The sequence below is a fragment of the Nocardia brasiliensis ATCC 700358 genome (genome assembly GCF_000250675.2).
Lineage (GTDB): Bacteria > Actinomycetota > Actinomycetes > Mycobacteriales > Mycobacteriaceae > Nocardia > Nocardia brasiliensis_B.
Genome location: NC_018681.1, coordinates 6,089,187 through 6,106,657 on the forward strand (window position 1 = coordinate 6,089,187; position 17,471 = coordinate 6,106,657).

At 69.1% G+C, this 17,471-nt stretch carries 18 protein-coding genes; 8 read left to right on the top strand and 10 right to left on the bottom strand.

What is annotated here, in order from left to right; translation table 11 throughout:
• The first annotated feature begins 42 nt into the window (after positions 1–42).
• Positions 43–1,353 carry an XRE family transcriptional regulator gene (locus tag O3I_RS26785; protein ID WP_141692000.1) on the top strand — a complete coding sequence of 437 codons (1,311 nt, stop codon included), beginning with the start codon at positions 43–45 and terminating at the stop codon, positions 1,351–1,353.
• The gene (locus O3I_RS26790; RefSeq protein ID WP_063632280.1) at positions 1,350–2,243 is read left to right on the top strand and encodes a phosphotransferase enzyme family protein; all 894 of its coding nucleotides are present in this window, start codon (positions 1,350–1,352) and stop codon (positions 2,241–2,243) included. Before O3I_RS26785 ends, O3I_RS26790 begins: the two co-directional genes overlap by 4 nt.
• Before the next feature lie 241 nt (positions 2,244–2,484).
• Here O3I_RS26790 and ddaH read toward each other — a convergent pair whose 3' ends face one another.
• Positions 2,485–3,324: a dimethylargininase gene (gene ddaH, locus O3I_RS26795; protein ID WP_237748136.1), complete on the bottom strand. Its 840-nt coding sequence runs from the start codon at positions 3,322–3,324 to the stop codon at positions 2,485–2,487.
• A gap of 138 nt (positions 3,325–3,462) precedes the next feature.
• Between ddaH and O3I_RS26800 the strand changes: the two genes are divergently transcribed.
• The 5 genes from O3I_RS26800 (at position 3,463) to O3I_RS26820 (ending at position 7,373) form a co-directional block, all read left to right on the top strand.
• Complete coding sequence (locus O3I_RS26800; RefSeq protein WP_014986137.1) at positions 3,463–3,900, top strand: Lrp/AsnC family transcriptional regulator; 438 nt, start codon at positions 3,463–3,465, stop codon at positions 3,898–3,900.
• A gap of 54 nt (positions 3,901–3,954) precedes the next feature.
• On the top strand, positions 3,955–4,590 hold the full coding sequence (locus tag O3I_RS26805) for a precorrin-8X methylmutase (RefSeq protein WP_014986138.1): 636 nt from the start codon (positions 3,955–3,957) through the stop codon (positions 4,588–4,590).
• Positions 4,587–6,464 carry a precorrin-2 C(20)-methyltransferase gene (locus O3I_RS26810; protein WP_014986139.1) on the top strand — a complete coding sequence of 626 codons (1,878 nt, stop codon included), beginning with the start codon at positions 4,587–4,589 and terminating at the stop codon, positions 6,462–6,464. The genes O3I_RS26805 and O3I_RS26810 overlap by 4 nt, the downstream gene beginning before the upstream one ends.
• A 32-nt stretch (positions 6,465–6,496) precedes the next feature.
• Positions 6,497–6,766: a hypothetical protein gene (locus tag O3I_RS26815; RefSeq protein ID WP_014986140.1), complete on the top strand. Its 270-nt coding sequence runs from the start codon at positions 6,497–6,499 to the stop codon at positions 6,764–6,766.
• Between the two features lie 76 nt (positions 6,767–6,842).
• The gene (locus O3I_RS26820) at positions 6,843–7,373 is read left to right on the top strand and encodes a PadR family transcriptional regulator (RefSeq protein WP_014986141.1); all 531 of its coding nucleotides are present in this window, start codon (positions 6,843–6,845) and stop codon (positions 7,371–7,373) included.
• Here the strand turns inward: O3I_RS26820 and O3I_RS26825 are convergent.
• From O3I_RS26825 to O3I_RS26845, 4 genes are all read right to left on the bottom strand, one after another.
• Positions 7,350–8,108 carry a cobalt-precorrin-6A reductase gene (locus tag O3I_RS26825; protein WP_041564417.1) on the bottom strand — a complete coding sequence of 253 codons (759 nt, stop codon included), beginning with the start codon at positions 8,106–8,108 and terminating at the stop codon, positions 7,350–7,352. The genes O3I_RS26820 and O3I_RS26825 overlap by 24 nt on opposite strands.
• Complete coding sequence (locus tag O3I_RS26830) at positions 8,105–8,728, bottom strand: hypothetical protein (RefSeq protein ID WP_014986143.1); 624 nt, start codon at positions 8,726–8,728, stop codon at positions 8,105–8,107. Before O3I_RS26830 ends, O3I_RS26825 begins: the two co-directional genes overlap by 4 nt.
• Positions 8,729–8,808: 80 nt before the next feature.
• A complete protein-coding gene (locus O3I_RS26835) occupies positions 8,809–10,074 on the bottom strand; it encodes a bifunctional cobalt-precorrin-7 (C(5))-methyltransferase/cobalt-precorrin-6B (C(15))-methyltransferase (RefSeq protein ID WP_014986144.1) in 1,266 nt (421 codons plus the stop codon).
• A 205-nt stretch (positions 10,075–10,279) separates the two neighbouring features.
• On the bottom strand, positions 10,280–11,035 hold the full coding sequence (locus O3I_RS26845) for an SDR family NAD(P)-dependent oxidoreductase (RefSeq protein WP_041562897.1): 756 nt from the start codon (positions 11,033–11,035) through the stop codon (positions 10,280–10,282).
• 184 nt (positions 11,036–11,219) lie between these two features.
• Between O3I_RS26845 and O3I_RS26850 the strand changes: the two genes are divergently transcribed.
• Entirely contained in the window at positions 11,220–11,636 is a 417-nt protein-coding gene (locus O3I_RS26850; RefSeq protein WP_014986146.1) for a pyridoxamine 5'-phosphate oxidase family protein, read from the top strand.
• 106 nt (positions 11,637–11,742) lie between these two features.
• Here O3I_RS26850 and O3I_RS26855 read toward each other — a convergent pair whose 3' ends face one another.
• From O3I_RS26855 to O3I_RS26875, 5 genes are all read right to left on the bottom strand, one after another.
• Entirely contained in the window at positions 11,743–12,870 is a 1,128-nt protein-coding gene (locus O3I_RS26855; protein ID WP_014986147.1) for a M24 family metallopeptidase, read from the bottom strand.
• Positions 12,867–13,499, bottom strand: coding sequence for a TetR/AcrR family transcriptional regulator (locus tag O3I_RS26860; RefSeq protein ID WP_014986148.1), 633 nt, complete (start codon positions 13,497–13,499; stop codon positions 12,867–12,869). Before O3I_RS26860 ends, O3I_RS26855 begins: the two co-directional genes overlap by 4 nt.
• A 99-nt stretch (positions 13,500–13,598) precedes the next feature.
• Entirely contained in the window at positions 13,599–14,696 is a 1,098-nt protein-coding gene (locus O3I_RS26865) for a lipase family protein (RefSeq protein ID WP_014986149.1), read from the bottom strand.
• 29 nt (positions 14,697–14,725) lie between these two features.
• On the bottom strand, positions 14,726–16,345 hold the full coding sequence (locus O3I_RS26870) for an AMP-binding protein (protein WP_014986150.1): 1,620 nt from the start codon (positions 16,343–16,345) through the stop codon (positions 14,726–14,728).
• Entirely contained in the window at positions 16,342–17,292 is a 951-nt protein-coding gene (locus tag O3I_RS26875) for an SDR family NAD(P)-dependent oxidoreductase (protein WP_081594156.1), read from the bottom strand. The genes O3I_RS26870 and O3I_RS26875 overlap by 4 nt, the downstream gene beginning before the upstream one ends.
• Between the last annotated feature and the right edge of the window lie 179 nt (positions 17,293–17,471).

A 17,471-nucleotide genomic window follows, 5' to 3' on the forward strand; every position in this document is an offset into this window, starting at 1 on the left:
GGCTGGATACACTGAGCCGACCGGTAACCGGCAAGGGGGCAAATGCCACCAAACGTGCATCTCCAGCAGCGGCGCGAGGCAACACCATCATGGATTGAGCCAGGGCGCGCGATGGGCCGCGCCGAGCTTGCCGAAGCCGTCAACACCTACCTGTGGTACACACACAAGCAGCGCTGCGACCTCGACGCCCGCACTGTTGCCCGCTACGAGCGCGGCGCTGTGCGGTGGCCGAACGAGCGGTACCGCGAAGCGTTCCGCGCAGTCCTGCGCGCAACCGATAGCGAACTCGGCTTCATTCCGACCCGTCAGCGACGACAAGACGCTCAATGCCCAGACAGTACGCTGTCGGTGAATCTGTTCAGCCCGTTCGATCCAGGCATCGTCCCGACCGCCTATCTCGGGCTGAGCGCAACGGACAGAAAGCCGGTCAGCCGCGTCGGCTGGACCGATGTCGACCAGGTGCGGACTGCCACGAAGGAGGCCGCCTCGGCCGAGAACCTGCACGGCGGCGGCTCGGCCAGCCTGATCGCAGGCCCTCAACTCACTCACTTCGTTCGACTGCTCGATGGCCACTCCGCACCGACCACCCGGCGTGCGCTTCTCGAGGCAATCGGGAACCTCAGCAGCGTCGCCGGATATGCCGCCTTCGACATCGGCGACTACTCGGCGGCCGAACGCCGATTCCGGCTGGCGCTGTGGTGCGCCGACAACGCCGGGTCCTGGGAGCTGCGCGCCAGCACACTCGCGGATATGGCCAGGAAAACGGCCTACGTCGGTAACAGCGATGGTGCGCTGTCGTTGATCGAGCTAGCTCAGGTCAGATCCGACCGATTGTCTGCGACTGCCCGCGCGATGCTCAGCGCATTACGCGCTCAATTCCTCGCCACAACAGGACGGATTCAAGAGGCCCTCACCGAAATCGGCAGGTCTGACGACCATTTCGCCGACCGCATGCCCGCAACCGACGCACCCTGGCTGTGCTACTACGACATCGCCGAACATCTCGGCAGCACGGGCAAAGCGTTGATACCTGTCGCCAAGGCGCGGCAACGTATCGACTTGGCAGCACCAAGGATTCGTGAAGCCGTAGCCTTGCAAGGAACACAATACCCGCGCTCGCGGACCTTCTCGCTTACTCGGTTGGCCATCTTGACGATGCAGCTCGACGACCCGAGAGAAGCAGCCGCAATCGGCCTGCAAGCTACCCGGCAAGCCACTGCCTTTCGATCTCAGCGCATTCAGAACGAACTCCGCACCCTGGCGGCCGCCGCCGCGCCTCAGCGCCGTATGACCGAAGTCGCGGAACTGCGGCACGCGATCGCCAGCGCCGCTCCCACCGGGTCGGTCCAATGAGTTCACCCCACTCGTGCACTCCGGCCGATGAGGTGCTGGCCAAGGCCGCGGAAGTCAGTGGTGTCGAGTTGTGTGGGGCCGAAGTGATTCGTGACGGCTCACACGCCATTTACCGGTTAGCCGACGACATCGTCGCCAGGATAGGCCAACCGGGCAGCATCGATGACGCCGTGCGCGAACTCCGAATCTCCCAGTGGCTAAACAATTCCGGTATACCGACAGTCGAGTCCGTCCCCTCGCTGCCGCACCCAATCGTCGTTGCCGATCGTCCCGTCACCTGGTGGCGTTTGATCCCTGACCATCGCCCCTCCACGCCAGGCGAGCTGGGCGCAATGCTGCGCGCACTTCACGCACTACCACCCCCAACTGAATTCGAACTTCCTAACTACGACCCCTTCACCGGGCTCGAGGAGCGCATCAACAACGCAGAAATGCTTGTCCAGGACGACCGAACATGGCTGCTCCAGCACTGCGCACGACTACGCACCGACTACGAGGTACTACCAAATGCCCTCTCCCCCTGCGTTATCCATGGCGACGCGTGGCAAGGCAACCTTGTGGTGCCGCCCTCCGGCATCCCGACAGTGCTGGACCTCGACAAGGTGTCGATCGGCCGACGCCAGTGGGATCTCACCCAACTAGGTGTCGACTACACCGATTTCAGCCGGGTGCCCCCAGACGACTATCGGTCGTTCGTCGTGGCTTACGGTGGCGATGACGTCACGAAGTGGCCAGGATTCCGGGTCCTCGCCGATATCCAAGAACTGCGATGGGTCGCGTTCGCGGTAGCCCAGTCGGCAGGCAACGGCAACGCGGCTCGTCAAGCGAAGCACCGGATAGCGTGCCTACGTGGGGAGGTGCCGAGGCCGTGGCAATGGGAGGCGCTGTGAACGACGCTGCGCCTCCCCGAGTTCAGCACTCGTGTCCAGTGACGGACACATCGCAGACTCCAGCCACACTCGCGCCCCGCGGCCCCGCCAGTCGCCACCGGCGCAGTCGGCCCACGCAAGCCACGACAACCCAGACAGGCGCGTCGCCACTTCCACTGCCCGCCGCCACGCACCCGGCACGGCAACGGCCCGAGGGCTGCGGTGGCGGCCGCAGCCCTCGGGCCGTGCTATTCCGGTGGTGTCAGTGGATTTCGAGGGTGCAGCATTTGACGCTGCCGCCGGCTTTGAGCAGTTCGGACATGTCGATGCCGATCGGGTTGAAGCCACGCTCGCGCAGGGATTCGCCGAGGGTGACGGCCTTGTCGCTCAGGAAGACGTTGAAACCGTCGGAGACGCCGTTCAATCCGAGCACTTCGGCGTCGGCGTCGATGGCGACGATGGCGTCGGGGAAGAGCTCGGCGAGCACCGCCTGGCTCGCGGCGCTGAAGGCGGGCGGGAAGTAGGCGATGGTGGTGGCGTCGAGCGGCAGCAGCACGGTGTCGAGGTGGTAGAAGCGCGGGTCGACCAGTTCGAGCGAGACCACCTCGCGGGAAAAGTGCTGTGCCACTTCCTGATGCGCCGCCGGCGAGCTACGGAAGCCCATCCCGGCGAGCAACCGCTCGCCGACCAGGAGGAAATCACCCTCGCCTTCGTTGACCTCTTGGGCGTCGACCAGTCCGGCCAGACCGTGCTGGGCGAACCAGCGGTGATAGGCGGGCCCTTCGGCGGCCCGCTCGGTGTGGGTGAACTTGGCCGACATCGCGCGGTCGCCGATCACCAGACCACCGTTGGCGGCGAAGACCATGTCGGGCAGGCCGGGCACGCCGGGCACGACGTCGACCTTGTGCCCGTGCTCCTGGTAGGTGGCGCGCAGCCGCTCCCATTGGTCCAGGGCGAGCGCACGGTCGACGGGCGCGTCCGGATCCATCCACGGATTGATGCAGTAGGTGACCTCGAAGTGGTCCGGCCGGCACATGACGAACCGTTTCGGCAACGGCTGACGTGCGGTGGACTCGGCGCGGAGGGTGGCTACAGAAGTCAACGTGTCTCCCGGTAAGTCGGCGCGATCTTGCGGCTTACACGACAGTAATTCGCCTACTATTGCGCCAGAAACAGCGATTCGTTGCGCATATCTGCCCTGGAACATCGAATTATTGTGCGGCGAGGAAAGGGTTGTGACGTGGACGACATCGACCGGCGGATCCTCGAGCACCTGCTCAGACAGGCCCGCGCCTCGTTCCAGGAGATCGGTAGCGCGGTGGGGCTGACCGCGCCCGCGGTGAAGCGCCGCGTCGACAAGATGGTGGCGACCAAGCAGATCATCGGCTTCACTGCGCTGGTCAATCCCGCCGCGCTCGGCTGGAAAACCGAGGCCTACGTCGAGGTCTACTACCGCGACAACATCTCCCCGGCCGAACTGCGCCGCAGTCTGGAACCGATTCCGCAGGTGGTCGGCGTGTGGACGATCGCGGGCGAGGCCGACGCGCTGGTGCACGTGATGGCCACGGACATGGCCGAAATCGAGGTCACCGTCGAACGCATCCGGGAGAACGCGCGGGTCGGGCGGACCCGCAGTTCCATCGTCATGTCCCGCATCCTCGAACGTCCCCGCACCTGAGCTCCGGCTACCCGCGCCGAACTGGGCGGGCGCGCACGTCCTAGGGTGATGCGCATGTCCGAAGTGCGTGCCAGCTACCTCACCGACGGGGCCGAGATCTATCGGCGCTCGTTCGCGATGATCCGCGACGAGGCGGACCTCAGCGGGTTCCCGCCGGACGTGGCGCAGGTGGTGGTGCGGATGATCCACGGCTGCGGACAGGTGGATCTGGCCGCGGACGTGGCGTTTTCGCCGGGCGTGGTGGCTGCGGCGCGTGCGGCGCTGCGGGCCGGTGCGCCGATTCTGTGCGACGCGAACATGGTCGCCTCGGGCGTCACGCGCAAGCGACTGCCCGCGAACAACGAAGTGATCTGCACGCTGACCGACCCGCGGGTGCCGGAACTCGCTGCCGCCATGGGCAATACGCGTTCCGCGGCCGCCCTGGAGCTGTGGCGGGATCGACTCGACGGCGCCGTGGTCGCCATCGGGAACGCGCCGACCGCGCTGTTCCATCTACTGGACATGCTGGACGCGGGTGCGCAGCGGCCCGCCGCCGTCCTCGGCATCCCGGTCGGCTTCATCGGCGCCGCCGAATCCAAGCACGCCCTGGCCGCCTTCGGCGAGGTCGAGTTCCTCACCGTCCGGGGCAGGCGCGGCGGCAGCGCCATCACCGCTTCGGCGTTGAATGCGATTGCGAGCGAACAGGAATGACCGATACGACGAGCACACCCGGCAAACTGTGGGGTGTCGGGCTCGGTCCCGGCGATCCGGAACTGGTCACGGTGAAGGCGGCGCGGGTGATCGCCGCCGCCGACGTGATCGCGTTCCACAGCGCGCGGCACGGGCGCAGCATCTCGCGCGGCATCGCCGCACCGTACATGCGCGCGGACCAGCTCGAGGAGCATCTCGTCTACCCGGTGACGACCGAGACCACCGACCACCCCGGCGGCTATCAGGGCGCCATCGACGAGTTCTACGAGCAGGCCGCGCAACGGCTGTCCACCCATCTGGCGGCGGGCCGGTCGGTGGCGTTGCTCGCCGCGGGCGACCCGCTCTTCTACAGCTCCTACATGCATATGCACCGGCGGCTGGCCGATCGCTTCGAGACCGAGATCATTCCGGGCATCACCTCGGTGAGCGCCGCGTCGGCCGCGCTCGGCACCCCGCTGGTCGAGGGCGAGCAGGTGCTGACCGTGCTGCCCGGCACCATGCCGGTGGACGAACTCACCCGGCGGCTGCGCGATACCGAGGCCGCCGCCATCATGAAACTCGGCCGCACCTATCCCGGTGTACGCCAGGCACTTTCCGACTCGGGGCGGCTCGACGACGCGTACTACGTCGAACGGGCGAGCAGCACCCGGCAGCGGGTACTGCGGGCTGCCGACGTAGCCGACGCGGACGTACCGTACTTCGCCATCACCGTGGTCCCCGGCCCCAGCCCGACCACAATCCCCACCTTGTCCGCGAATTCCACTGCCGTGCAACAGGTCTCCGGGTCGAGCCGCAATCGCTCCGCCGACCCGGGCCATATGGAGAACAGCTCCCCGACAACGCCATCCGACGGGCCAGAGCCCAAACCTGTTGCCGCACAACTCGAGGAGCAGGACACCGCCCAGAAGGTCCTTGCGGCGCGGGTCACCCACCCAGCATCCAGCGACCGCGAGCAGTACCCCCTGGCCGGTGCCACGACGGAACCTGCCCTCGACACCACGGGTGCGGCCGATAGCGACCATGTCACAGTCGTCCGGCACGAGCCGAGCGCCAAAACGAGTGCCGCAGACGAGCCCGCCATCGGCACCGCGGGTGCCATCGGCGGCGGACACCTCACCGTCGTCGGCCTCGGCCCCGGGGCGGCGGCGTGGACGACCAGCGAGGTACTCGAAGCACTCTCGGACGCCACGGATCTCGTCGGCTACACCACCTACCTGAACCGGGTGCCCGTCCGCCCGGGACAGCGACGGCACGCCAGCGACAACCGGGTCGAATCGGAACGCGCCGCGATGGCACTGGATCTGGCGCGGCGCGGCGCGCGGGTCGTGGTGGTGTCGTCGGGTGATCCGGGGGTGTTCGCGATGGCGGCGGCCGTGCTGGAGGAGGCGGGCGATCCCCAGTGGGCCGGCGTGCCGGTGCGTGTGCTGCCCGGCCTCACCGCGGCGAACGCGGTCGCCAGCCGGGTCGGCGCACCGCTCGGCCACGACTACGCGATGATCTCGCTCTCCGACCGGCTCAAACCGTGGGAGGTTGTCGCGCAACGACTTTCCGCGGTGGCCGCCGCCGATATGGCGATCGCCGTCTACAACCCCGCCTCGTCGCAGCGCACCTGGCAGGTCGGCGCCATGCGTGAGCTGCTGCTGGAGCATCGCAAGCCGGATACGCCGGTGGTGCTCGGCCGCGATGTCGGCGGCCCGGCCGAGTCGGTGCGGGTGGTCGCACTCGGCGAGCTCGACCCGGCCGACGTCGACATGCGCACCCTGTTGATCATCGGCGCGTCGACCACCGTGGCCACCGAAACCGACCACGGGGTCCGCGTCTACACCTCGCGCCGGTACGCCGGGGCAGGCGACGCGCGGTCGTCGAACGCGTAGGATCTCCTGACGCACCGACGATTGGAGGGATCTTGGCCGCGACACTGTCGGAGCTGACGCTGCGCGCCCGAGCCCTGGAGGCCCGAGCCACCGCGAGCGAACAGGCACTCGACGAACAGGGGGACGTTCTCAACGAACTCGCGGCACTCACCAGGAAGGCGCTCGACGGCATCCACCGCATCGACGAGCGTGCCGAACGGATCGAGGAAGATCTCGTCGAATTGCGCCGCAGCCAGATCCGTTTGGAGGCGGGCATGGCCCAGGTGCTGGCCCGGCTCGAGCTGCTGACCGGCGACAACTAGTGCACTGCCGAAGAACCTGACACGCGTTTCGTATAACATTCCACTATGGAATGTTGAGAGCGAAGGGAGCAGTCGGTTGACGAACACCGCGACCAGCCGCAAGCCGTTGAACTCCACGGCGGCGTCGCTGCTCGGATTTCTGCACGAGGGCCCGATGTCGGGCTGGGATCTGGTGGCCAAGGCCCAGGACCGGATCGGTGACTTCTGGACGATCACCCAGAGCCAGGTCTACCGCGAACTCGCCACGATGGACGCGGCGGGACTGGTGGAGAAAGGCATCCCCGGGGCGCGCGAGCGCACCCCCTATCTGATCACCGACGCGGGCCGAGAAGCGTTCCTGGAGTGGATCGCCCGTGATCCGGGCGGCGAGAACATCCGCTTCCCGCTCTTGCTCACGCTCTCCTTCGGGGACCACCTCGATCGCGCGCACCTCGATCGCATCATCGCCGCCAACCGGGAGATCCATCAGGGCCGGCTGAGCAGGTATCTGGATGAGGACCCCACCGATCTACCGCCCTACGCCCGCGCCACACTGGATTTCGGCATCGGCTACGAACGCGCCGTGCTCGACTGGTTCGATCGCCTACCCGAGCTGCTCGGCCGCTGATCGCCGCGCCCGCAGCCATTCCCACACCTGCGCAACAGTTTCCATCGGCACCGCCCCGTCCGGCAGGGGCGGGCGCTCGATCACGACCACCGGCACCCCCGCCGCCCGGGCCGCGGCCAGCTTGGCCTCGGTCCGGTCGCCGCCGCTGTCCTTGGTGACCAGCAGATCGATGCGCCGGTCCGCGAGCAATCGGGATTCCTCAGCAAGTGTGAAAGGCCCACGCGCCAGCAACAATTCGTGCCGTGGCGGTAGCGCATCGGTCGGCGGGTCGATGGCGCGGATCAGAAACCATGGCAGGCTCAGGCCGGCGAACGCGGCGACACCCTGTCGGCCGATGGTCAGGAAAACGCGTTCACCTTGCTCGGCAACGGTTTTCGCGGCCGCGGTCAGATCGGGCACGCGAATCCACCGATCGCCGGGCCCGGCGGTCCAGCCCGGCCGCCGCAGTTGCACCAGGGGCAGGCCGAGCGATGCCGCGGCGGCGGCCGCATTGGCGCTGATCGCCCCCGCGAACGGGTGGGTGGCGTCGACCACGGTCTCGATTCCGTTGGCCGCCAACCATTCCGACAAACCCGCGACCCCGCCGAAGCCGCCGACGCGCACCGCGCCGACCGGCAGCACCGGGTCGCGAACGCGACCGGCGAGCGAGGAGACGATGTCGAATCCCGGCTCGCCGGTCGCGATGCGGGCGAGTTCCCGGGCTTCCCCGGTACCGCCCAGAATCAGGGTTTTCAGGGCTGGCCGCTGAAGTAGGCGATACCCGCGTTCAGCAGCGACGGACCGCCCGCGACCGCGAGGCCGATGAGCGCGCCGAGCACGGCGCCGGGCACGATGCCGACCGCGAAGAACAGGAACCCGATGGCAGCCCCGATCAAGCCGCCTACCAGCGCACCCAGCGAAGCCCGCTGCAACTCCGCGAAGAACCACTCCTGCGCGCCGATGAACTCGGCGGCCACCGGCGCGTTCGCGGACGGCTGCACCTTCGGGGTGAGCGTCAGCTGCTTGGCGTCGTCGGCGATGGCCGCGGCGATTTCCACCTGCTGACCCTTGGCGGTCGCGGTGAGCGGAATGCTGGTGACGGTCTCCCCCGCCGCGTTCTGCAGCGTGACCGACTGCTTGTCGGCAGCCAGGGTGAACGCGCCGCCGGTGACGCTGGTGACGAGGGACTTGCCCGCGTCGGCCAAGGTCAGCGCATAGTCGATGCCCTGGTCCGTACCGGTGACGGTGGGCGTGGTGGTTGCTTGCTCCTGCGTCGCAGGCGGAACGGGCGAGGGTGCGGCGTACACGGTACCCGCGCTGACGCCGGTGGCGGCGATGGCCAGCAATGCGGTTGCGGCGAACTTTTTATATTTCATCTATCTCCCCATCAGGAACCGGATTTCCGATCATGATCGGATCTCGGCCACCGACCCTACCCGCCGCAGGTGCACGATTTTTATTCGCGGACCGCATTGCGCGGCTCCGCATTGTGCACTTTCACTACCGACCATTGCGTGACCGGCAACTGCGGCCGCCAGGTCGTGAACGATCCCAACGGCTCCGCGCGATAGATCTGGAACTTACGCAACGCACCGCCGTGCGCGGCCGCCCAGCTGAGCAGCAACGATTCGGATTCGGCCGTCACCGCGTTCGCGACGAGCCGGCCGCCCTGGCGCAGCTGCGCCCAGCATGTCTCGAACAGGCCAGGCTGAGTGAGCCCGCCGCCGAGGAAAACCGCATCGGGCGCGCCGGATTCGTGCATCAGCTCCGCGGGGGCGGCACCGCGCACCAGCACCTGTGGCACGCCGAGCGCCGCCGCGTTGTCGGCGATCTGCTGCCTGCGCCCGGCCGAGCGTTCGAAAGTGACTGCGCGACAGCCGGGGTGCGTGCGGCACCATTCGATCGCGATACTGCCCGAACCGCCGCCGATATCCCACAGCAGTTCGCCGGGCGCCGGGGCGAGCGCGGCGAGGGTGAGGGCGCGCACCTCATGTTTGGTGAGCTGACCGTCACCGCCGAACAACTCGTCCGGCAGGCCCGGCACCCGCGTCGCCCGCGGCCGGGCCGGATCGGCTACGCAGTCGATCGCCACGATGTTCAGCGGATCGCCCGGCGGGTACGGCCAGTGCTTCGCCGTCCCCGTCACCAGCCGTTCGCCCGGGCCGCCGAGCTGTTCGAGCAGGGTCAGCCCAGAATCACCGAAACCGTTGCGGGCCAGGAGTTCCGCGAGCGCGGCCGGGGTGTCCTGGTCGGCGCTCAATACCAGGATGCGCCTGCCGTGCACCAGGTCCGGGAGTACGCCCGCCAGCGCCCGCCCGACCACGCTCACCACGGGCGTCTCGGCCAGCGGCCAGCCCAGGCGCGCGCACGCCAGCGAGGCCGAGGACGGCTGCGGCAGCACCCGCAACGCCGCCGGGCCCAGCAGCCGCGCCAAGGTCACGCCGATCCCGTAGAACATCGGATCCCCGCTGGCGAGCACGCACACCCGCGCCCCGTTGTGGCGCTCGAACAACTCCGGCAAGGCCGGCACCAAGGGCGACGGCCACGCCACCCGCTGCGAATCCCCTTCCGGCACAAGCGAAAGCTGCCGCGCCGACCCGAAGAGTACCGCCGCACCCAGTACCGCGTCCCGTGCCGCGGCAGTCAACCCGGCCCATCCGTCGGCCCCGATGCCGACGACCGCCACCGGCGGCCCCGCCCACGCCTGAGTCATCGTGCCCATCCCGGCACCGGATCGAAGACCCCCGGCCGCACGGCATCGCACAGCGCCACTGCTCCTGTCGGCGGCGCACCGATCCGCGGGGTCGTCATGCGAACCCGCGACGACTCCTTCGGAAAGCCGAAGCGTCGTACCGCATTCGACCCGTCGCGGCGGCCGCGCCGGAAAGCGGCCGCAGCCCTGTGGCGGTCGGCGATCTCCGGTCGATTCACCGGGGCATCCGACGCCAGATCGATTGGGGCAGCAGGCGCATGGCGAAGAATATCGGTTGCAGGATGCGGGGGTACCAGACCAGCCTGGTGCGCTTGTGCAGGCCCTTCACCACGGCGTCGGCCACCCGGGACGGCGTGCTGGCGAAGGGCGCGGGCTCCATACCCTCGGTCATCCGGCCGATCACGAAGCCGGTGCGCACCAGGAGCAGGTGAACTCCCGTGTCGTGCAACGCATCCGAGAGGCCGCTGGCGAAACCGTCCAGCCCCGCCTTCGCCGAACCGTACACATAGTTGGCCCGGCGGACCCGCATGCCCGCCACCGAACTGAACACGACGAGCTGCCCATCCCCTTGTGCGCGCAGCATATTCGCGAGCGTGGTGAGCGCGCCGACCTGGGCGACATAATCGGTGTGCACCACGGCGAGCGCGTGCGCCGGATCCTGTTCGGCCCTGGCCTGATCGCCGAGCACGCCGAACGCGAGGATGGCGACGCCGATCTGGCCGTGCTCGGCCGCCAGCTTCTCGAAAAGCGCGGGGTGCGCGGCCGTGTCGTCCGCGTCGAATTCCACGCAGTGCACGACTTCCGCACCGGCAGCCATGATCTCGGCGACCTGTTCGGACAGCTCACCGCTGCGGCGCGCCGCGAGGATCACCGTCTGTCCCGGTGCCAGCCGCCGCGCCACCTCCAGTCCGATCTCACTGCGCCCACCGAGCAACAACACCGTCCCGTCCGCAATCCCACGCGATCCCATGCGCCCAGTCTTACAGCAACATCGCACGCGACCCGACATCGCCGAGCCGTTTGGCGCGTACTGCACAGCGCGTCCCGTGCTCGACGCGTGTCCGCACGTCCCGCCGGGTGTCGGCAGGCGGAAATCGAGCCGGTTCGCAGCGCCCGTGCGCCTGGGACATGAGCGCGACCGCTACCGTCATGGGATGCCGACCCCCAGCACCGAGCTGTCCCCCGCCGCGCTCGAGTTCGTCACCGAACGGCACCTCGCGACCCTCACCACGGTGCGCGCCAACGGGACACCGCACGTCACCGCGGTGGGCTTCACCTGGGATGCCGAGGCCGGACTCGTCCGGGTGATCACCGACGGCGGATCGGCCAAGGTGCGCAACGTCCGGCGCGGCGGTTACGCGGCCGTGAGCCAGGTCGAAGGGCGGCGGTGGCTCACGCTGGAGGGCCCGGCGACGGTCCTCGACGCCCCCGAGGACGTCGCCGAAGCCGAACGGCGCTACGCCGGGCGCTACCGCGTCCCCCGCGAGAACCCCACCCGCGTCGTCATCGCCATCGACGTCCGCCGCGTCCTCTCCAGCCGCACCCTGCTCGCCCCGGCCCTGGAACCGTAGCAGCGGGATTTATCGCAGACAGCGGCCGTTGGCCATCGAATGTGCTTGCCGCCGAGCAACTTCGGCGTGCACCCGCCCGCCGACGAGGCGGGTGCGCAGCCGTCGGCTACAGGATGGTCAGGCCGTGCGGGCGCTGGTTCATCGACTCGCAGCCGTCCTCGGTGACCACGACGATGTCTTCGATGCGAGCGCCCCACGCGCCGCGGAAGTAGATACCGGGCTCGATGCTGAAGGCCATGCCGGTCTGCAGGGTGAGGTCGTTGCCCTCGATGATGTAGGGCTCCTCGTGCACCGAGAGCCCGATCCCGTGCCCGGTGCGGTGCACGAAGTTCGGGCCGAAACCGGCTTCCACCAACAGGTCTCGGCCCGCGGCGTCGACCGAGGCGGCAGTGACGCCGGGCCGGACGGCGGCGACGGACGCGGCTTGGGCACGTTCGAGCACGGCGATGCGGGCGGCGATCTCGGGATCGGGTGCACCCATCGCGTAAGTACGGGTGGAGTCGGAGTAGTAGCCGGGCTCGACGGGGCCGCCGATATCGATGACCACCACGTCGCCCGCTTCGATGCGACGCTCGGAGACGCCGTGGTGCGGGTCGGCGCCGTGCGGTCCGCTGCCGACGATGACGAACGCGGCGGCCGTGTGGCCCTCCTCGAGGACGGCGGCCGAGATATCGGCGCCCACCTCGGCTTCGGTGCGGCCGACCTGGAGGAACTCGCCCATGCGCGCGTGCACCCGGTCGATCGCGGCGCCGGCCCGGCGCAACGCCTCGATTTCCGCGGCGTCCTTGATCATGCGCATCTCCCGCAGCACCGGCGTGGCCGAGGAGGGCAGGCCGGTGAACGACTGGGCCAGCGGGATGAGATGCAGCGCGGGCATCGCCTCGGCGACCGCGACCCGGGAGCCGACGTGCAGCGCGGACTTCACCAGTCCGTACGGATCGACGCCGTCGACCCAATCGAGCACCTGCAGATTGAGCTCGGCCGCCGCGGAACCTTCCAGCGCGGCCAGTTCCATCTTCGGGATCACGACCGACGGCGTCGCCCCGTCGGCAGGGATGACCAGGCAGGTCAACCGCTCGAACGAATCGGCCGCCGAGCCGATCAGGTACCGCAGATCCGGCCCCGGGGTGATCAACAAAGCGTCCAGGTGAGCGGCGCGCATCAGCGCCACCGCCCGCTCCAACCGTTCACCGTAGACATCCGCCGCGAACCTGGCATCCGTATGCGAGCTCATTCGTCCGACGTTACCCGCCCGGCCCGTCCCGGCGAACCCGAACTCCCGCCCCCGGCGATCAGTTTGCGGGCGGTGAATCGGACCGTTTCGTCCCAGTCGTGCGGGTGCAGGTAGCGCCGCACGCTGGTGAAGTGGTCGGCCAGTCCGGTGATGACCGACCACAGGACCGTCACGGTCATGCCGGGGTCGTCTCCGAGGTCCAGCCGTTCGACGGTGTGCAGGATCAGGTCGTAGGCGCGCGCCGCCGCGGTGATCAACTGCGCGCCGGACTCGTCGCTCAGATCGACCTCGCCGGCCAGCACGGCCCAGATATTGAGTTCGCGCCCGTACACCCGGTACATCTCCAGGTACTCGGTCGCGACGAGGACGAACAGCTCCTCTAGGTCCTCGGCGGCCACGCAGTTCGGCTCGACCTTGCCGACGAATTCCTCGAGCCGTTCGGCGTACAGGGTCGCGTAGAGCGCTTCCTTGGTGGCGAAGTACGTGTAGACCGTGCCCGGGCTGATGCCCGCGCCCCGGGCGACATCGCGCATCTGCAATGCCGCGTAACCCTTTTCGGTCAGCAGTCGCCGCCCCGCGACGAGGATGTCTCGTCGCCGGGTCGCGCGGTCGCCCCACTTGGTGGCCATGCACCTGCCGTTCCGAACCGGGTTCAATTTGCCTGACCCGAGGGTGGTGCACCGTGGCCGCGGGTGTCAAGCAGGGCCGACCGCTTCGGCGAGCCGGGTTCAGGCGATGCGTTGCGTGATCGGGTTCGCGGGCCGCGCGAGGTGGTGATCGAGAAACCGGAAGGCTCTGGGCGCCAGGCAAAGTGCGCCGGTGAGATGCTCGCGATAGGGCATGGTGTGCAGGGTGACGGGCACGCCGAGCGACGCCCAGTCGGCGGCCAACCGGATCATCTGACTGTGCGGGGTGATCTGTTCCCACGTGCTCGAGCCGAGGAGGACCGGGGCGGCGGGGGCGAGGTCGCCGAGCCGGTTCTCCCGCAGCCGGGCCCGGATCGCGGGGACATCCTGCGGCCGCCGGGTGACGTAGCGGTCGATGCGTTTGCTGGGCGCGAGCCAGCCGAGCGGGACGGCGGGCACGATATGCGTGCGGCGCAACACCGTGGCGGCGGCACGGCCGTACCCGGTGAGATAGGACAACGCGTCGAGTTCCGGATAGGCGGCGTGCAGGCCGAGGAGGCCGTACACGAGCAGGAAGGCGAACATACCGCCCTCGTGCCGGTCGATCATCGCCTCCAGATCGGCGGGCGCGGCGCCGACAACGCCTGCGGCCAAAGGGATGTCGGGCGCGTACGTCGGTTGCAGTTGCAGTGCCCAGCCGGCGGCGCAGCCACCCTCGGAGTAGCCGTGGATCGCCGCCGGACCCTGCGGATCGAGCCCGGCCTCGGGGAGCGCGCGGGCAGCCCGCATGCAGTCGAGCACCGCCGGGCCGAGGGCGTGGCCGATGACGTACGGGTGCTCGCCGGGGGTGCCGAGGCCCGGATAGTCCGTGACGGCCAACGTCCAGCCGCGCCGCAAAGCCATGGCCAGGAAGGGCGCTTCGTACTCCACGCCGCGCGCGAGTTGCCAGGACGCCGCGCACCGATCGGCGAGTCCTTGGGTACCGACCGCGTATCCGATCAGCGGGTTGTCCGGCCGGCCGCGTCGGTGCGGCACCAGGACGGTGCCCGTGACTTCGGTGCGGCCGCCGGTAGCGGTGGTGGAGGTATAGCGAATCCGCCAGGCGCGCCCGGGCATTCGCACGCCGGGCACCAGGTAGGCGGTCATCGGTTCGGCGGACAGCAACTGTCCCGGGCGATCGGCGGGCACCGGTGGGCGCATGGGTTCTTCTTTCTGCCGCGACAGGGTGCTCAGCCGGGTGGCCGGAGCAGCAACGAGCGCAATGCGGGACGGTCGACCTTGCCGGACGGATTGCGCGGTATCTCGGCGACGAGCCGGATATCGCGCGGTTGCTGGAACCGGGACACGTTGTGCCGGAGGTATTCCCGGACGTCTTCGACGCTCGGCGCACTGCCGGGCTCGGGCACCGCGAACGCCGCGAGCCGCTGGCCGAATTCGTCGTCGTCCACCCCGATCACCGCGACGTCACACAGCTCTGGATGCGCGGCGACGACATCCTCCACCTCCTGCGGATAGACGTTCTCGCCGCCGGACACGATCATGTCGTCCTCGCGGCCCGCGAGGAACAGGCGTCCGTGCGCGTCGAGCGAACCGAGGTCACCGCTGTTGATCAGGCCGTCGACCCGGCCCTTGTCTCCGCCGCCGGTGTAACCGGTGAAACCCAGTGCGCTGCCGACGAACACATGCCCGACCACACCCGCCGGCACGCGGCGGCCCGCGTCGTCGAGGATGCGCACCTCAGTGCCGAGCACCGGTCGGCCGACGGTACCCGGGGCGGCGCGCAGATCCGCCGGAGTGGCCAGCGAACCGATCCCCACCTCGGACGAGCCGTACCCGTTGTACAGCACCTCGTCGAACGCCTCGATGAATTCCGTTGCCAGCGCGGGACGCAACGGCGCGGCCCCGCAAAGTACGACGGTCAGCGACGACCGATCGAAACGTTCGCGATCCGCCGCAGGGACCGCGAGGATCCGCTGCAACATGACCGGGACCACCGCCAGCATCCGCACCCGATGCTCGGGCACCGCGGCCAAGGTGGCGGCCGCGTCGAAGTGGCGCCGCAGGATCAGCTTGCCGCCCAGCGCGATGCCCAGCAGCAGCACACCGAGACCGAACCCGTGGAACAGCGGGATCTCCACGGCGATACCCGCCCCGGTGCGCAACCCGGTGCGGCGCAACAGACTCGTGGCCGTGCCGACGACCGCCGACGCCGCCGGGTCGCGGGGCACTCCCTTGGGCGTGCCGGTGGTGCCGGAGGTCAGAATCACCAAGCGCCCGGCCGGAACTCGCACCGGTGCGCGCAGACCACGACGCATCAGGGAGTCGACCGAATCCCCTGCTGCCTCCTGCTCCGCGTAGCAGATCACCACGGGGCCTTCGTATCCCGCGGCGCGCACGACCGGCACGAACTCCGCGTCGCACAGCACCGCGGCGACGGCTTGCCCGGTCAGCGAGCGGGCCAGCGTCTCCGCGGCGAAACCGGTGTTGAGCAGCACGACATCCGCGCCGGTCGCCAGCACACCGAACAGTCCCGCCGCGTAATAGCGGCTGTTGCGGCACAGCACGGCCACCGCGGCGCCCGGGCCGATACCGTGGTCGGCCCGCAACCCGCCCGCGATCGCGTCGGCCAGCTCGGACAACTCGGCGTAGGTGAGCATGCCCCGCTCGTCGACGACCGCGGTGCGGTCCGGCCAGCGAGCGGCCGAGATCGCGAGCAACACAGCGGGATTCAATCCGTTGCGCAGGACCGCGGCACCCATCCGGGCAGCGGACGCGGGACCGACCGGCCACACCACCCGCGACCGCACGAACGCGGCGGCTACCGCCGAACCGGACCGCAGCAGACTCATGACTGCCCACCTCCGAGCGCGGCGTCGGTGTCGCGGGTGACGCGCGCCCACGCCCGCATGAACAGTGCCGTCGATCCGGGTAGCACCGCGGAGCCGACCTCGGCGGGGCGCACCCACCACGGCTGGATCGCCCGCGGCCGCCGCACGATCGCCCGGGCCACGATGCCCGCCGCCTCGGCCGGATACAGGCCGGGCAGCATGCGCATGATCGGCGTGGGCGCGCTCATCCGCGTGTAGATCAGCGCCATGTACACGGTGCTCACGGTCACCCCGTCGGCCGCCAATTCCGGTGCGACACTGCGTAACCAGACATCGAAGGCGCCCTTCGATGCCTGATACGCGCCCCAGCGCGGACCCGGCGCGATCCGCACGCCGATCGTCGAGATGTTGACGATCTGACCGGTGCCCCGCTCGCGCATCAACGGCAGCAGGCCGAGCAGCAGCCGCACCGGACCCAGGTAGTTCACCCCGATGGTGCGCTCGAAATCGTGGAACCTGTCGTATTGCAGGTGCAGCGACCGCCGCATCGACTTACCCGCGTTGCTGACGATCACATCCGGCGCCCCGTGCCGTTCGACGATGGTCTTGATCAACGCCGCGACCGCCGCCTCGTCCGACAGGTCCGCCGCGAACGCGAACGCCTGGCCGCCCGCCGCCTCGATCTCCGCGACCACCTCGTCCAGTCGCTCGGCCGTCCGCGCCACCAGCAGTACGCGGGCGCCCGCCTCGGCCAAGCCGCGCGCGGTCGCGGCCCCCAACCCGAACGAGGCGCCGGTGACGAGCACCGTCTTGCCGGCGACCGCAGCGCGCAGTTGCCGCTGATCGGACAGGCGGGACGGATTCACCACGCGGTCGAGGGCCACCCGGGTGACCCGGGCCACCGGATGCAGATCGCTCACCGGCCCGCCTCCCCCACCTGCCCGCCGGTCCGAACTCTCTGTCGCCATCGACTCACCTATTCTGAACACGGTTCGAATTGAACTGCGTTCAGAATGGGTGTCACAGATAGATGTTGTCAACCCCTCGGCACGATCTGTCTGAGCCAGCTAAGTGCCCCGATCTACCCGTGCGGCAAGCGCACCCGAGCGTGACACACACCCCGGCGCGAACCTGTCTGAGTCGGTGT

Coding starts and splice junctions, on each gene's coding strand:
- O3I_RS26785 (WP_141692000.1), top strand. CDS start 43: ATGCCACCAAACGTGCATCTCCAGCAGCGGCGCGAGGCAACACCATCA.
- O3I_RS26790 (WP_063632280.1), top strand. CDS start 1,350: ATGAGTTCACCCCACTCGTGCACTCCGGCCGATGAGGTGCTGGCCAAG.
- O3I_RS26805 (WP_014986138.1), top strand. CDS start 3,955: ATGTCCGAAGTGCGTGCCAGCTACCTCACCGACGGGGCCGAGATCTAT.
- O3I_RS26810 (WP_014986139.1), top strand. CDS start 4,587: ATGACCGATACGACGAGCACACCCGGCAAACTGTGGGGTGTCGGGCTC.
- O3I_RS26830 (WP_014986143.1), bottom strand. CDS start 8,728: ATGAAATATAAAAAGTTCGCCGCAACCGCATTGCTGGCCATCGCCGCC.
- O3I_RS26835 (WP_014986144.1), bottom strand. CDS start 10,074: ATGGGCACGATGACTCAGGCGTGGGCGGGGCCGCCGGTGGCGGTCGTC.
- O3I_RS26845 (WP_041562897.1), bottom strand. CDS start 11,035: ATGGGATCGCGTGGGATTGCGGACGGGACGGTGTTGTTGCTCGGTGGG.
- O3I_RS26850 (WP_014986146.1), top strand. CDS start 11,220: ATGCCGACCCCCAGCACCGAGCTGTCCCCCGCCGCGCTCGAGTTCGTC.
- O3I_RS26855 (WP_014986147.1), bottom strand. CDS start 12,870: ATGAGCTCGCATACGGATGCCAGGTTCGCGGCGGATGTCTACGGTGAA.
- O3I_RS26860 (WP_014986148.1), bottom strand. CDS start 13,499: ATGGCCACCAAGTGGGGCGACCGCGCGACCCGGCGACGAGACATCCTC.
- O3I_RS26865 (WP_014986149.1), bottom strand. CDS start 14,696: ATGCGCCCACCGGTGCCCGCCGATCGCCCGGGACAGTTGCTGTCCGCC.
- O3I_RS26870 (WP_014986150.1), bottom strand. CDS start 16,345: ATGAGTCTGCTGCGGTCCGGTTCGGCGGTAGCCGCCGCGTTCGTGCGG.
- O3I_RS26875 (WP_081594156.1), bottom strand. CDS start 17,292: ATGGCGACAGAGAGTTCGGACCGGCGGGCAGGTGGGGGAGGCGGGCCG.